Annotated in this window: 14 protein-coding genes and 1 tRNA gene; 7 read left to right on the top strand and 8 right to left on the bottom strand. The window is 40.0% G+C overall.

The annotated features are described in order from the left end of the window. Positions 1–60 precede the first annotated feature (60 nt). From gap to pfkA, 3 genes are all read right to left on the bottom strand, one after another. Positions 61–1,056: a type I glyceraldehyde-3-phosphate dehydrogenase gene (gene gap / locus DC487_RS03865; RefSeq protein ID WP_116774608.1), complete on the bottom strand. Its 996-nt coding sequence runs from the start codon at positions 1,054–1,056 to the stop codon at positions 61–63. A gap of 75 nt (positions 1,057–1,131) precedes the next feature. Then, positions 1,132–1,980 (bottom strand): hypothetical protein, encoded by an 849-nt coding sequence (locus DC487_RS03860; protein WP_116774607.1) that lies wholly within the window; start codon positions 1,978–1,980, stop codon positions 1,132–1,134. 39 nt (positions 1,981–2,019) lie between these two features. Beyond that, positions 2,020–3,003: a 6-phosphofructokinase gene (pfkA, locus tag DC487_RS03855; RefSeq protein ID WP_116774606.1), complete on the bottom strand. Its 984-nt coding sequence runs from the start codon at positions 3,001–3,003 to the stop codon at positions 2,020–2,022. Between the two features lie 152 nt (positions 3,004–3,155). On the opposite strand from pfkA, the gene DC487_RS03850 reads away from it, so the two are divergent. From DC487_RS03850 to DC487_RS03825, 6 genes are all read left to right on the top strand, one after another. Further along, the gene (locus DC487_RS03850) at positions 3,156–3,812 is read left to right on the top strand and encodes an NUDIX hydrolase (RefSeq protein WP_239016312.1); all 657 of its coding nucleotides are present in this window, start codon (positions 3,156–3,158) and stop codon (positions 3,810–3,812) included. A gap of 167 nt (positions 3,813–3,979) precedes the next feature. Further along, positions 3,980–4,591, top strand: coding sequence for a TetR/AcrR family transcriptional regulator (locus tag DC487_RS03845; protein WP_116774605.1), 612 nt, complete (start codon positions 3,980–3,982; stop codon positions 4,589–4,591). Next, positions 4,591–5,982 (top strand): TolC family protein, encoded by a 1,392-nt coding sequence (locus tag DC487_RS03840; protein ID WP_116774604.1) that lies wholly within the window; start codon positions 4,591–4,593, stop codon positions 5,980–5,982. Before DC487_RS03845 ends, DC487_RS03840 begins: the two co-directional genes overlap by 1 nt. Positions 5,983–6,001: 19 nt before the next feature. Continuing rightward, on the top strand, positions 6,002–7,060 hold the full coding sequence (locus DC487_RS03835; protein WP_116774603.1) for an efflux RND transporter periplasmic adaptor subunit: 1,059 nt from the start codon (positions 6,002–6,004) through the stop codon (positions 7,058–7,060). Between the two features lie 22 nt (positions 7,061–7,082). Beyond that, on the top strand, positions 7,083–10,259 hold the full coding sequence (locus DC487_RS03830) for an efflux RND transporter permease subunit (protein ID WP_116774602.1): 3,177 nt from the start codon (positions 7,083–7,085) through the stop codon (positions 10,257–10,259). A 215-nt stretch (positions 10,260–10,474) separates the two neighbouring features. Continuing rightward, positions 10,475–10,548: transfer RNA gene (locus DC487_RS03825), tRNA-His, on the top strand. A 107-nt stretch (positions 10,549–10,655) separates the two neighbouring features. On the opposite strand, the gene DC487_RS03820 is transcribed toward DC487_RS03825, so the two are convergent. The 4 genes from DC487_RS03820 to DC487_RS03805 all read right to left on the bottom strand — a co-directional run bounded on the left by DC487_RS03820 (position 10,656) and on the right by DC487_RS03805 (position 14,237). Next, a complete protein-coding gene (locus tag DC487_RS03820; protein ID WP_116774601.1) occupies positions 10,656–10,892 on the bottom strand; it encodes a hypothetical protein in 237 nt (78 codons plus the stop codon). Positions 10,893–10,943: 51 nt separating this feature from the next. After that, positions 10,944–11,213, bottom strand: a complete 270-nt coding sequence (locus DC487_RS03815; RefSeq protein WP_116774600.1) for a hypothetical protein — start codon at positions 11,211–11,213, stop codon at positions 10,944–10,946. 151 nt (positions 11,214–11,364) lie between these two features. After that, positions 11,365–12,627, bottom strand: coding sequence for a DEAD/DEAH box helicase (locus tag DC487_RS03810; RefSeq protein WP_116774599.1), 1,263 nt, complete (start codon positions 12,625–12,627; stop codon positions 11,365–11,367). 119 nt (positions 12,628–12,746) lie between these two features. Beyond that, positions 12,747–14,237, bottom strand: a complete 1,491-nt coding sequence (locus DC487_RS03805) for an amino acid permease (RefSeq protein ID WP_116774598.1) — start codon at positions 14,235–14,237, stop codon at positions 12,747–12,749. A 357-nt stretch (positions 14,238–14,594) separates the two neighbouring features. On the opposite strand from DC487_RS03805, the gene DC487_RS03800 reads away from it, so the two are divergent. Further along, positions 14,595–15,128, top strand: a complete 534-nt coding sequence (locus tag DC487_RS03800; protein WP_165799010.1) for an outer membrane beta-barrel protein — start codon at positions 14,595–14,597, stop codon at positions 15,126–15,128. Between the two features lie 136 nt (positions 15,129–15,264). Here the strand turns inward: DC487_RS03800 and fbp are convergent, their stop codons facing one another. After that, positions 15,265–16,275, bottom strand: coding sequence for a class 1 fructose-bisphosphatase (fbp, locus tag DC487_RS03795; protein ID WP_116774596.1), 1,011 nt, complete (start codon positions 16,273–16,275; stop codon positions 15,265–15,267). Between the last annotated feature and the right edge of the window lie 2 nt (positions 16,276–16,277).

The raw sequence follows: 16,277 nt of genomic DNA, 5'->3' as shown, positions 1-16,277 counted from the left end.
AAAGGTAGCAGCTTACGCTACTACCTTTTAAAAATACGATATTTAAAATCGCTATAGCGACTACAATTTACCTAACTCTTGAGCCAAGTCAATGATTTTGTTAGAATAACCCCACTCGTTGTCATACCATGAAACCACTTTCACAAAGTTATCATTCAATGAAATACCTGCTTTTGCATCGAAGATAGACGTACGAGCATCACCTAAGAAATCTGTAGAAACAACTTCATCTTCAGTATATCCTAAGATACCTTTCAACTCACCAGCAGCAGCTTCTTTCATGGCAGTTTTGATATCTTCGTATGAAGCACCTTTCTCCAGGCGAACAGTTAAATCTACTACAGAAACGTCAGCCGTAGGAACACGGAATGACATACCAGTCAATTTCCCTTTCAATTCAGGCAACACCAAACCTACTGCTTTCGCAGCTCCTGTAGAAGAAGGAATGATGTTTTGGTAAGCACCACGTCCACCTCTCCAATCTTTTGCAGAAGGACCATCTACTGTTTTTTGAGTTGCTGTAACGGCATGCACTGTAGTCATCAATCCTTCAGCAATACCAAACTTGTCATTCAAAACTTTAGCTACTGGAGCCAAACAGTTAGTAGTACAAGATGCATTAGAAACGATCGTGTGCTCAGCAGTCAATGATTTATGGTTAACGCCCATTACAAATGTAGGAGTATCATCTTTCGCTGGCGCAGACATTACTACTTTTTTAGCACCGGCATCAATATGTTTTTGCGCAGTTTCTTGAGTCAAGAACAAACCCGTAGATTCAATAATAATTTCCGCACCTACTTCATTCCATTTCAAGTTTGCAGGATCACGCTCTGCAGTTACGCGGATAGTTTTACCATTTACGACGAGATTACCATCTTTCACTTCTACCGTACCATCAAACTGACCGTGTGTAGAATCGTATTTCAACATGTATGCCATGTAATCTGGTTCTACCAAGTCGTTGATACCAACCACTTCAATATCTTCACGTTTTACAGCAGCTCTGAAAGCCAATCGGCCAATGCGACCGAATCCGTTAATTCCAATTTTCATATCTATATAATTTGTTATTTACGATTTATATGTATTATTGATGCGAATTTCAACACATCAATGAACCTATTGAGATTAATTTTTTGTTGTATAATACTTTATTAAATTTTGCACCGGCTCATGGACAATCGTCCCGACAGGCAAATGATATTCAGCAGCTAATTCGATCAGCCAAGGCGCGTATTTACTCGCCACAGACCCTGTAAAGTTCACAACAGAATCCGGATATGCTTCCGAAAGCGGCACAAGGTAAGTTTTGATATACGTTTCTAACCCTCGCTTTATAATAGCAGACATATAAGGATCTTCTTTGTTTTCCAAAATAAAATCAGAAAAAGAATTGAGGAATATATTCGGGTTCGGCAAATTATAGATTTTATCCATAATCGTCTTCCGATCCAATGGATGGCTTTGTAAGAATTTCTCCCGAAAACCTCGCGGCATTAAATCGCTCAGAAAATCACGCAATAATTGCCGAGCCATCCAGTTGGACGAGCCTTCATCCGCCATAATGTATCCTAAACCGTAGTTGTTATTAACGATTTTCTTTCCTGTATAGTAAGCCGCATTGGAACCACTACCAATGATACCTATGATGCCTTTTTCATTACCAAATGTAGCAATAGCAGATGCCAAGATATCGTGATGAACCTTCACCTTAGCATTCTTAAAGAATTCATGAAATACACGATCAACCTTTTCCTGACGATCACTAGAAGATGCTCCAGCGCCAAAAAAATAGATTCTGCGAATTTTTTCGGCGTTATTGATTAAGTGCGTATTACGATTAAATATTTGGTAAATAGCGCGCTCGTCTTGAACATACGGATTGATCCCAGTAGTTTTAAAACCATACAGCACCCTTCCTTTCTCGGCTATTCGCCAGTCTGCAAATTTGGAACCACTGTAAACTACTACAATCATATATATAACGTTCTGTCTGTTGGTTTATCGGATATATATTTAGATAGACATTACTTTAGAAATCTCTAACAATTCCTCGTCTAGTTTAAACACATCACTATGCAAAGCTACGTGTAGCGGCGTTGTAACGATCTGATTCCCTTTAAATCCAATAGTCGATTTAGAATTCCCTTTAAGCAACTCTTTGACAGCATGATACCCCATCCGTGTAGCTAAAATACGATCAAAACTGCTAGGAGAACCACCCCGTTGCAAATGCCCTAAGATACTAACTTTTGTGTCAAAGAAATCAAATTTTTCTTTGACGCGTTTTGCCACATGGTACGCTCCGCCATTTTTTTCCCCTTCCGCAACAATCACAATCATAGAAGATTTATTTTTGTCCATCCCCTCTTCTAACATCTGGATCAATTCATCAATAGCCGTATCTTTTTCAGGCATCAATATAGCTTCTGCACCAGCAGCTACGCCAGCATTCAGCGCGATACAACCAGAATCGCGGCCCATCACTTCCACAAAGAATAACCGACTATGCGATGCCGCTGTATCACGGATTTTGTCAATAGCTTCAATCACGGTATTATTTGCCGTGTCATAGCCAATCGTATAGTCTGTACCAAATAGATCATTGTCTATAGTGCCGGGAATACACATTACCGGAATATCATATTCATCTGAAAATACTTCAGCCCCAGTAAATGTACCATCACCACCTATGGTGACTAAGGCGTCAATATTCGCATCTTTTAAATTTTTATAAGCTGTAGCCCGCCCCTCTTTCGTACGAAATTCTGGACAGCGAGCCGATTTCAAAATCGTACCACCTTGCGTCAAAATTGAACTTACAGAACGGCTGTCCATTACAAACAAATCGTTCTCAATCAGCCCTTCATAACCACGATATATACCGGTAACTTCAATATGATGATATATAGCTGTACGAACAACAGCACGGATCGCTGCATTCATGCCTGGTGCATCTCCGCCTGATGTTAATACCCCTATTCTTTTTATACTTGTCATGGATAAAACCCCTATATGTTAAATATACGAATATAATGTGTATTTATTACACTATTAAATTTTTTTTCAGTTTTGTTGTGTTTTCAGGATATTTTGCAGATAATTGTTACTTTGATATTAACCACTATACTATATATTTAAAGGAGAGGTCTGTGCATTCTCAATTCACCATCGATTGTGTTATTTTAAGTTTTGACAACGGAAAATTGCAGGTATTACTCACCGAGCGGAATGAATATCCTTATAAAGATTGGTGGTCTATACCTGGCTATTTCGTAGATAAGTATGAAGAGATGGAAGATGCTGTATATCGGATCTGCCATGAAATGACAGGGCTTAAGAACATTTATATGGATCAGCTTGCTGCTTTTGCTGGTGTAAAACGTCATCCCGAAGGCAGAATTCTGACGGTCGCCTATTTAGCATTTGTACAGTTTGACAGCATCAAAAACAAGATAAAGCCTGTATCCACGTACATGAAACAAGCAAAGTGGTTCGCCGCAGATGAGCTTCCAGATCTTGCTTTTGACCATTTAGAAATTGTGACTAAAAGCCTTGATCGTTTAAAGAATACCATCTCTTATTCAGCCTCCTTATACGAGTTGCTTCCAGAGAAATTTACCCTCACTCAACTGCAACAATTACACGAAGCCATACTGGGTAAAACGCTCGACAAGAGAAACTTCCGAAAAAAAATAAATACACTTGGTTACCTAAAACCATTGGACGAATACCAAAAAGGTGTCTCTTACCGCGCAGCAAAGCTTTACAAGCTCGACAAGCGCAAATTCCAAAAAGTGATTGGTTAGGGATAATCGTCCTGTATTCGTTTGTTAAATAACTATTAACAAATTATATACTTACAAATTCAATTGTCTCATTATTGTCTTTTTTATCTTTTTTTATACGAGCTATTTCTACTTTTTATATTTTTGAACAATTTTTAATAAAAGTCAAATAGTATAAATGTTCAAAAATGTCAGAAACTAGGAAAGAAGAGATTGTAGAAGCGGCGCTGAAGAGGTTCTCTCATTTTGGTATACAGAAAACCACAATGAACGAAATTGCAGATGACCTACGAATCACTAAAGCGAATCTTTACTATTATTATGCAGATAAGTCCACCCTTTTGGGTGACTGTGTAAAATCGGTCATGGACGAAATGTCTACACGCGAATACGAGATTATACAAGCGAACGAAGGTGGTTTATTAGGCACGCTATTTTCTTTATTCGAGTTGCACAACAACTATTCTAAAGACTACTACATGCTATCTCTATATGAGAAGGTCGAAATTATTAGAGAACTCAGTATGCAGTGCATGGTGCAGGAATTTGACCAACGGAATATTAAAAATCTACGCATTCTTTTCGAGCGCGCAATTGAAACAAAAGAATTGGTATTGATTGACTTAGAAATGGCAACTTACGCATTTCATGAGATCATAAAAGGTCTTTCTATGTTTCACAGAATCTCCGACATCATCACCGGTATACCCAACATTGATAATACAGAAAAGATATTGGTTAGCCAAAAGCGCGCTGCGAGATTTATTTTAGAAGGTAAATTAATAAGTAAACAATCATAATGAAAAGTATAAAACTGATCGCAATCATGGTGTCAGGTTTTTTGACCACACCCTCCTTATTTGCACAGGAAAAGCTCACCTTACAACAAGCTATTCGCTATGCGCTAGAACATAAAGTTGATGCGCAAAAGTCAAAATTGGACATAGCCAATGCCGAAAACAAAATAGCGGAGACTAGATCTGGAGCACTTCCACAAATTAGTGCGGAGGGTGGTTTTACCTACAATCCTATTATTCAACAGAATGCGATAGATATCAGTGCAATTGGAGGTGCGTTGCCTGGTGTAGAACCTGGAACACCTCCAGTTGAGAGCGGAAACGAAGGCGGATCACTTGCTTTGGTCGCCTTTGGTACACCTTGGACCTCGGCCAACACTGTATCTTTGAATCAGCAAATTTTTAATCAAGCGTTATTCACAGGGCTGAAAGCGGCCAAGTCTAGTCGCGAATTCTACCAAATCAACCACGCGCTTACAGAGGAACAATTGATCGAAAAAATTGCCAATGCTTACTACGAAGTATTCCAAACGCAACAAACCTTGAAAACAGTTCAAACCAACCTAGATAATACGCGCAAAAGTATGGGTATTATAAAAGGTCTATATGAGTCTGGTTTGCAGAAGAAAATCGATCTGGATCGTATTCAAGTTGCAGTCACCAATTTGGAATCTCAGAAGCAACAAACTCTCAATGGCTTAGAATTACAAAAAAATGCCTTAAAATTTGCTATGGGAATGAACATTTCCAACAGTATCCAATTGCCTGAAGAAACTTTTCAAGTTGATATCTCGAAAATATTCGAAGAGGCAAATGCGGAAAACCGTACCGAAATTAGACTTTTGGACAAACAAGAGGAACTCCTAGAATTGAATAAAAAGGCATTTATCGCCGAGTATTATCCAACCGTGTCAGTGAATGCTAATTATGGTGTATTAGGGTTTTCTCGAGATTTTTTCCTCACCAAGCCATCCACTTCACGTTGGGCAGATTTTTCAGCCATTGGCCTGAGCATTAAAATCCCAATTTTTAATGGTTTTGCGACGCGAAGCAAAGTGCGCCAAGCAGACATTGATTTGCAAGCATTGCGATACGACCGTGAGGATACCAGATTGGCTCTAGCGCTCGACAATGAGAACGCAAAATCGCAAATGAAAAATAGCATTTTAGTGATCAAGTCAAACGAAGACAATGTTAAACTAGCGAAAGAGGTGCTTTCCGACACAGAAAACAACTACAAAAATGGCTTAGCTACATTGACTGAACTTCTAGATGCGGAAAAGGCGTATGCCGACGCCCAAAACAACTATACCACATCGCTATTAGATTATAAAATAGCCGAAGTGCAACTCATAAAATCAAAAGGAGAATTAAAATCACTAATTAACGAATAATTATAAGTAAGTATTACAAATGAAACGTACAATCATCACCATTATAATCATTGCTGCAGCCCTAGGAGGTATCGTCTACCTACTACAAAAAAATAAGGCTCATAATGAAGCAGAAACAAAAGAAGCTGCCGCCACTAATCCAAAGGTTGCTGTACGTACAGATACGGCTACCAATCGGATGATGAATTTAGCTTATATAGCTAACGGAACTTTTGAACCTAAGCAAATGGTTACAGTTTCTGCTGAAACACAAGGCCGTGTCGTTCGTATATCGGTAAATGAAGGCGATCATGTAAAAGCTGGACAAACATTGGCTGTGGTCGAGTCAGACCGTCTCAATGTCAATGTTTCTAATGCAGAAGTAAACCTTAGCCAAGCAAAAAGCGATCTTGATCGATACGAAAGCGCTTTCAAATCAGGAGGCGTAACTGAACAACAATTAGAACAAGCCAAATCTAAATACGAAACAGAAAAAAACAACGTTCGTACTGCACAGTTAAATGCTAAAGATATCACCATAAAAACTTCGGTGAGCGGCATCGTCAATAGTCGCAAAATTGAACCAGGCACGTATGTAAGTCCAGGTACAGCTGCTTTTGAAATTGTAAATGTAAGCACGTTGAAACTTCGTGTCAATGTAGATGAAAAAAATGTAGCAACCCTACGTGTAGGCCAAGAGGTTGAGGTAGCAGCTAGTGTGTATCCAGAAGATAAATACACAGGAAAAATCACCTTTATTGCACCTGTTGCGGACGGTAGCCTGAACTTTCCTGTCGAAATTGAAGTGCAGAACGCCTCAAACCAACCATTGCGCGCCGGTATGTACGGCACAGCTACATTTGGAGTCAACAAACAAGCTGATGTATTGATCATTCCTCGCACTGCATTTGTAGGGTCGGTGAGTGACAACCGAGTATTCGTAGCTCGTGATGGTAAAGCAATCGACACAAAGGTTGTGTCGGGTCGTAGTTTTGGCAACTACATCGAGGTACTTTCAGGTTTGCAAGCAGGTGATGTGGTCGTGACTACAGGTCAGATCAATTTATTGGACGGCACCGAGATCGAAATTATTAAGTAAGCAATCTCACAACATATCAGGCATGAAAATAAGTGAAATTTCTATAAAACGACCGAGCATCATCATAGTACTCTTTATACTATTGACGTTGGGAGGTCTATTCTCGTACTCACAATTAGGGTACGAACTTATTCCAAAATTTGAAACAAACGTTGTTTCGGTACAAACAGTCTACCCAGGAGCTTCTCCTACAGAGGTAGAAAATACCGTAACGCGTGTTATTGAAGACGCGGTATCGTCTTTAGAAAGCATTAAAAAAATTGAGGCCACCTCGATGGAAAATCTATCGATTGTGATGATCACGCTCAACACGGGTGCCGATGTCAATTTCTTATTGACCGACGCTCAGCGTAAAATCAATGCAGTGCTTAATGACCTTCCGGATGATGTGGACCCGCCTTCATTAAATAAATTCTCATTAGACGATGTTGCTATCATGAGTTTGGCGGTTACCTCAAACTTATCCGAGAAAGATTTGTATGACTTATTGGATCAAAAAATCCAACCTGTTTTCGCACGCATCAACGGTGTCGCAAAAGTTGACATGGTCGGTGGTGAAGAGCGTCAGATTCAGGTGCGTATAGACCCAGATAAATTGCGTGGATACCGCATCCCATTGACTCAAGTGCAACAAATGATCGCTTCCTCTAACTTAGATTTCCCAACAGGAAGTGTGAGTACAGATGAAAAGCGTACGACCATCCGTCTGGCTGGTAAAGTAAATACGATTGACGAGTTAAGAGAATTACCAATCTCTACTTCCGCAGGATCAATCATATACTTGCGGGATATTGCCGACGTACAAGATGGTATTGCTGAGATTGAAAAAATTGCTCGTTTAGACCGTCAAAATACGATTTTGCTACAAGTATTTAAACAATCTGATGCCAATGCTGTAGAAGTTTCAGAGCTGGTGCAGAGCACCATGGCTCAAATCGAAACTGATTATGCGGAGAACAACATTAATATTTTTCTAGCTTCTGACTCATCCGAATTCACGTTGAGTTCAGCGGACAATGTTGTACATGACTTAGTGATTGCGATTGTGCTCGTCGGTCTTATCATGCTGTTCTTCCTACATAGCTTGCGAAACGCTGCAATTACCATGGTAGCCATTCCACTTTCTTTGATTGCTACATTCATAGGACTTTTCATCATGGGCTATACCCTAAACTTGATGTCCTTATTAGCATTATCGCTAGTGGTAGGTATCTTAGTGGATGATGCGATTGTAGTACTCGAAAATATTCACCGTCACATGGAGATGGGAAAAAACAAAGTTCGGGCAGCTTATGATGGGGCGACCGAGATTGGATTTACTGTATCTGCCATTACGTTGGTAATTGTCGTTGTATTCTTGCCGATCGCATTGTCATCAGGTTTAGTCGCCGACATCTTGAAGCAATTCTGTGTAACTGTTATTATCGCGACCTCGCTTTCATTCTTAGTTTCCTTTACCGTAGTACCATGGTTGTACTCTCGTTTCGGAAAATTAGAGCACATCAGTACAACCTCTTTCTTTGGTCGTATCATCACTGGTTTCGAAAATGGACTAACAAGTTTCACTCACTGGATTTCTGATCTATTGAAATGGTCTATCAAAACTCGGTTGAATAAGGTACTAACCTTGCTTCTAGCTATCGTATTATTTGTCGCATCCATTGCCTTATTACCGCTAGGTTTCATTGGATCTGACTTTTTCCCAAGCAGTGATCGCGGCGAGTTTTTGGTGCAATTAGAATTAGAAAAAGATGCGTCACTACAAGTAACGAATCAGTTTACACAACGTGCGGAAGCTTTCATCGCTTCCAAACCAGAAATCGAACGAATGATCACGACAGTTGGTCAGTCAAGTGATGGAGTAATGTCTACCGGAGGTTCTCGCTACAAATCCGAGATTCAGGTATTCATTAAAGATGAGTACAAAACAGAAATCAACTCACGAGTATATTCTGCACAGCTAAAACGCGATTTGGAAAATAAATTGATCGGACCAAAGATCAAAATGGTTGCCATGGGATTAATTGGTGCTGAACAAGCTCCATTAAAACTGACAATCATCGGATCCTCAATGGAAGACGCATTAGCATTTGCAGAAAAAGCGGCAGATCAGTTACGTGAAGTTCCTGGAGCAGTAGGTGTTAAATTGACCTCGGAAACAGGTAATCCCGAAATCAATGTGGAAGTAGATCGGGAGAAGATGACATCCTTAGGACTGAGTATCTCTACGGTCGGTATGAGCATGCAAACTGCCTTCGCTGGAAATACGGATAATAAGTTTCGTGCTGGTGATAATGAATATGAAATCAATATTCAGTTTGATGACAAAGGTCGCTACGACATTAGTAATGTACAAGATCTTGAGTTTATTAATGACAAAGGAGACGCGGTTAAGTTAGAACAATTTGCTAATGTCAAATATAGCTCAGGCCCAACCTTATTAGAGCGTCGTGATAAATCTCCAGCAGTTTCAGTAGAAGGCCAAGTGATTGGTAGATCTGGCGGTGCTGTCGCTGCAGATTGGGAAGCTCAGTTTGAGCAACTTGAACGCGCTCCTGGAGTTCAATATCTTTGGGGTGGTAACATGGAGAATCAATCCGAAGGTTTTGGCACATTAGGGATCGCTTTAGTAGCTTCTATTCTCTTGGTTTATCTCGTAATGGTTGCACTTTATGATTCATTCGCTACACCATTCATCGTATTATTCTCGATTCCACTATCCTTTATCGGTGCATTGTTAGCATTAGCATTGACCAACGAATCACTAAACATCTTTACCATCTTGGGAATTATCATGTTGATTGGTCTAGTTGCCAAGAATGCGATCCTTCTAGTGGATTTTGCAAACCACAAGAAAGAGGCCGGTGCCAATACCTTTGATGCGCTGGTTGCTGCAAACCATGCACGTCTGCGCCCGATCTTGATGACCACAATCGCGATGGTATTTGGTATGATTCCGATTGCGATGGCCACCGGTGATGGTGCTGATACAAACCGAGGTTTGGCGATTGTCATCATCGGAGGATTGATCTCCTCTCTATTCCTCACATTGGTCATTGTACCTGTGGTATATTCCATTTTCGATGGTTTCCAACGTCGTTTCGGCAGCAAAGAAAAAGCTAACTACGCTGATCTAATCGTAGAAGACTTTGAAATGCGCGAAGACTATGTCGATGAGATGGACGTAAAGCATACTTAGGTAAATTTGTACCTTTTGTATAAGTAGATGTCAAATGCCTTGATGTACGTAAAACATACATCAAGGCATTTTTCTTGATAGAACTACGGTTATTTCAGCGTGATAAAAAAAATAATAACCTTGAAATCATACTGTTATTACTTTACCAGCTTTTTTTAGTGAAGAATGCTTGCGACAATAGCAATATTATACTACTTTTGTAACACCAAAACACGGTAGATGTAGCTCAGTTGGTTAGAGCATCGGTTTGTGGTACCGAGGGTCGTGGGTTCGAGCCCCATCATTTACCCAAAAAAGCGAAGAGTAAATCTTCGCTTTTTTATTTTACATGAAGTTGAATTCAGTTCTAAAATTCAAACGCTTTATAGTAATCCTAATCAGTATTTTTAAGATATTTTATACAGATCTACCAAAATGCTTTTGAACCAGTATCGCTAATTCTTCTGCTGATATTTTGGGCTCAGCCTCTGCTTCTATACTCCATGTTCGTGTACCCATATCGAATTTTAACAAATAGGGCTCTGGTAAACCAGATTCTATTACGGTAAAGAAGTGGCTTTCTGTGTTGTACGTTACATCGAAATCAACTGAGGTTCCATCAATGTCATGACTAAATGTTCTTGTGTAACTCATAAATCTAAAGTTGTTTAATTAAGTTGGGCCCTTAATACTATTTGTTGTATTCTAGTCTTCCAGTTTAATCTCGCGCAGATAATCTCGTAAACGCTCTGGAACTAAATGACTTTTATCGGGATGATAATATAGCTTCTCTCCTACACGCAGGTGCTCGCCAGATTGCGGATTAAAACCAACAGTAGGCACTTCGTCGCTTTCTTCATAAAAATATTCATCAAAAATATCCGCCGCAGATGAGCGAGCGATAAGTGGATTGAGATCGGCAAAATCTGCCCTGTATTCTTCTATTTTCTGCAAAAGTTTTTCTTTAGTAAACATAGTTCTAGGTATTTGTATGCTATGCTGCTATGAGCAGTAACTTAAAAAAAAACATCCCGACCCCAGAATTGTTTGGGGCTCGGGATGTTTCTTTTGCGCATATATGCGAACAATCTCAGGCGATAAGATGTAAGCATATTAACAAACACTTTTAACTTTCAGAGGATTTGGTCCTATTAGGCGACGATCCTCCTGACATAGGCCTTCCATTTTTAGCGTTATTTTTCTTCTTTCGGAAGTTGTTTCTTTTTTTTGGCGCACCGGTTTTTGGATTGTAAGTCGGGCCGGCACCTAATCCTTCTGGTAAAGGCATCTTTTTGATCTCATACTCAATCAAGCTTTCGATTCGCGCAAAGCGAGATTGATCTTTCTCATTGATAAACGTGATCGCCGTACCGGTAGTAGAGGCCCGAGCCGTACGTCCGACGCGATGCACATAATCTTCTGGATCTGGCGGCACATCGTAGTTAACGACCAAACTAATACCTACAATATCAATACCTCTACTAATCACATCCGTTCCGATCAAGACGCGTAAGCGCTTAGAGCGAAATTTATTGATAATAGATTCACGCTGCGCTTGTTCCAAGTCAGAGTGAAACCCTTCCGCCTCAATACCACTTTTAGAAAGATCTCGCGCCAATGTTTTAACAATCTCCTTTTTCGAAGCAAACACAATAATGCTAGTATAATCTTCATTAGAGAGAATGTGTCGAATCAATTTACCTTTCTGATCGTCGTAGGCCATGTAGGCATGTTGATCGATACCAGCAGAAGGTTTAGAGATCGCAATGTTAATTTCCTGCGGTTCTTCTAAGATTTTCTTTGCTAGTGTACGAATCTTACCAGGCATGGTAGCCGAAAACAACAAACTTTGGCGCTTTACTGGTAAATAACTAATGATACGGAGAATATCATCATGAAATCCCATATCCAACATCGTATCTGCCTCATCCAACACGAGGTGCTCTAACTGGGAAAAGTCAAACTTTCCAGAAGACATATGACTGATCAAACGACCTGGTGTAGCTACAATAATGTTTACGCCTTCGCGTATAGCACGCTTCTGCTGTTCATACCCCATACCATCACCACCGCCGTACACCGAAATAGATGTAGCACCCGTAAAATACGCTAAACCCATGATCTGTTGATCAATTTGCAAGGCCAATTCTCGGGTAGGCACTAAGATAATCGTATTGACGGCTTCCTTTGGATTTGTGCAGATCTTATTAAGAATAGGCAACAGATATGCAGCTGTTTTACCCGTTCCTGTTTGAGCACAGGCAATAAGGTCTTTATTTGCTAATATAACAGGTACAGTTTGTTCTTGTATCGGCGTTGCCACCTCGAATCCCATACTTTCTAGTCCCTCTTCCAATGTAGAAACGAAACCAAATTCCGTAAATTTCAATATGTAATGTTTGGTATAAATAAAAAACTGTCGTAATGTACTAATTTTTTATCGCATATCACGACAAACGCCGCCCTGCAAGAGGCGGCGTTTGTTTATTATATCAACGGATTAAGATACTAGTCTTGCTCGTATCTTCCACTTTCTATCTCTCTGCGTAATACGCTACGTTTCTTTCCATATACGAAGTAAATCACTACTCCTAATAACATCCAGATCCCTAGACGCTCCCAACTTTCGATCGGTAAAGAAGCCATCATTGCCACACAAACCAATACACCCAAAATAGGAATCAATGGCACCAATGGGGTTTTGAATGGGCGCTCTGCCGTTGGGTTTTTGTATCGTAGCACAATCACGCCTATACATACCAAACTAAAAGCGAACAACGTACCGATACTCACCATGTGTCCCAAATCAGATACTGGAACAAATCCCGCAAAAATACTTACGAATATCATAAACACGGCATTGGTCTTCCATGGTGTCTGACGTTTCGAAAGATCTGAGAATATTTTTGGCAACAAACCGTCCTTACTCATGCTATAGAAGACACGACTTTGCCCCAACAACATCACTAAGATTACAGAAGTATATCCTGCAATAATAGTAATAGTCATCGCTGTATTTAAGAAGGTATAACCTGTAGCTGCAAATGCAGTTGCTACTGGACTCGCATCACCTTGAAAATCTCTATAATTCGCTAAACCCGTAAGCACATAGGAGAAGGCTACATAAAAAACAGTACAAATTACTAACGAGCCGATAATACCAATTGGCATCCCTTTTTTAGGATTAATGGCCTCTTGAGCAGCTGTACTCACCGCATCGAAACCGATAAAAGCGAAGAAAACGACACCAGCAGCTCTTAATATTCCACTAATCCCGTAGTGACCAAAGTACCCTTCACTAAAGAAGTCGAACATACCAATCTTTCCGGCTTTAAGCAACTCCTCGCCTTCATTAATAGGAATAAATGGATCATGATTAACTGGGTTAATGAAAGACCAACCCAATACAATAAAGATCAGTACCACGGCAATTTTTAGAATCACTAATACATTATTGACCAACGCGGACTCTTGTGTACCACGCATGAGCAACAAGGAAATCAATACGACAATAATAATTGCAGGAAGATTCACAAGACCACCTTCCCATGGACCATGCAGAATGGCTTCAGGCAGTCCTTGACCAAATATGTTAATCACCAATTGATTGACGTACTGTGACCAACTGGCTGACACGGTAGCGGCTGCTAAAGCATATTCTAATACTAAATCCCAACCAATGATCCACGCCATAAACTCACCCATCGTAGCGTAAGAATACGTATACGCACTACCAGCTACTGGAATCATGGAAGCGAATTCTGCATAACACAATCCGGCAAATGCGCAACCAATCGCTGCAATAACAAAAGCAATTGTTACCGCTGGACCAGCATGATCAGCCGCCGCTATACCAGTTAACGAAAATAAGCCGGCTCCAATAATAGCTCCTACGCCAAGCGCAATAAGCCCCGTACTTGTTAAGGTTCTTTTCAGCGTTCCTTCCCCACTTTGCTGCGCTTCTGCAACCAATTTTGATATGGATTTCTTATACCACATGATTTAGATTAATTTTTAGATACCGTAAACGTACAAAAAAATACAAAAAAGAGACGGCCTGAAGTCGTAAAATGTATCGATTAGGAAAAATAACTGGTTAAATCGCGTATTATTCGGTCAAAATTTCAACTTTAGCTGCCATTGTTAGAAATTACTTTAGTAGAACAAGCACTTTTTCTCACAAAAAGGTCTATGTTCCGACCCTAAATAGTTGACTAAAAATTTACAAAAGTCAACCATTCTTTAGAAACAAGTACCGTATTTTTACGTACTCACGATCACACATGCATGATATCACAAATAAAATATACTGTTAAGAAATATAGCAGCAAGTTCCTCCTTTCATCTGTTATTTATTTGACCTCTATTGTAATCGCACAAGCCCAAATTGGTATTGGAGTGTTGGGTGGAGGTAATTTTAGTAAGGGAATCGGCTCTGAATTTAGGTCCTCCAACCGAATTGGACTACAATTCGGTGTATTCCTTAGTTATGAATTGAATAGGTACTTCACCTTGCAGGCAGAACCTGGTTATAATATTTCAAGAATAAGAACAAATGAGTCGACACAAATTTTACCTAATGGAATAGGCAAAGGTACACGCTCGATTGACTATTTTAACGTTCCACTACTTGCTAAACTTACTATCACGCCACGATTTGCTTTACTTGCCGGTATAGATTTCAGTAAATTACTAAACGAAGACAAACACTTATTAAACAATGGCCTTCCTGCATTCAACACTAGCCTAAACACGGGCTATGCATTGGGTGTAGAGTTTGGAAAGCTATATGTGCGGTATCGTCGTCAAAATGGCTTTAGCCGAATCAATGATCAGAATGATTCCTATATTCAGCAATTACAAGTGGGGCTTCGATTTCGTCTGCTATAATTATTATTGGAACTTCGAACCTAAAAGTTAGAATGCGTACATTCAAATACGTATTTGCAAAATATACAACTGCTTACACAAAATTGATTTTACACCAGCTAATTGTTGAGCTGCGAACCTAATATCAATCATCCGATTATCCCGCTAGCTCAGCATACAACTTTTCTACTATATCCACCATTATCGGACTCCCGATGACCAATGGCGTACGCTGATGTAACTCCTCTGGCTGTATTTCTAAAATGCGATCTTTCCCTGTAGAAGCTTTGCCTCCCGCTTGTTCCAAAATAAACGCCATGGGATTGCACTCGTACATAAGGCGCAGTTTACCTTTTCGGTGTCGCACACTTTCTGGGTACATAAATATGCCACCTTTGAGCATAGTACGATGCAAATCAGCAACCAATGATCCGATATAACGTAATGAATATGGTCGACCGTAAGATAGATTCTCCTCCTGACACAATTTTACATACTCTTTTATAGCGGGCGGGAAGTTGACAAAATTTCCCTGATTGATGGAATATGTGTTTCCATTTTCAGGAATTCGCATCGCAGGATGCGAAAGACAAAATTCACCGATACTGGGATCAAGCGTAAAACCGTTAACACCATGTCCAGTTGTGTACACCAGCATCGTAGAAGAACCATACAAAATGTATCCCGCGGCCACCTGATTTAGACCTTGTTGCAAGATATCTTCCTCCATTATCTTTCCAGATGCTGACTTACGTCTGTATATTGAAAATATTGTTCCAATAGATATGTTGACGTCAATATTGGATGAGCCGTCCAAAGGATCTATACATACAATATACTTTCCATCAGAAGATCCTTCAGATGACGAAAAATCTAAACCTTCTTCATGTTCTTCGGAGGCAATGTAGCAACACTCTCCGCCTCTCCTCAGTGCAGATATAAATTCTTGATCGGCCAACACATCTAATTTTTGCTGTTCTTCGCCTTGCACATTGGTTTGTCCGAAAGAGCCTAAAATTTCTGCCAATCCAGCTTTATTGACTTCGCGATTTACCACTTTAGCAGCGATGCCAATATCACGCAGCAACCGTGACAACTCCCCTTTAGCAAAGGGGAATTCGGCTTGTTTTTCGATAATGAACTGGCCTAGGGTTTTGTATTCCATAATCT

Source organism: Sphingobacterium corticibacter, from assembly GCF_003076635.1.
In the GTDB taxonomy this organism is placed as follows: domain Bacteria; phylum Bacteroidota; class Bacteroidia; order Sphingobacteriales; family Sphingobacteriaceae; genus Sphingobacterium; species Sphingobacterium corticibacter.
Note: the sequence above shows the minus strand (reverse complement) of the source record. Positions and strands in the feature narration are given on the sequence as shown.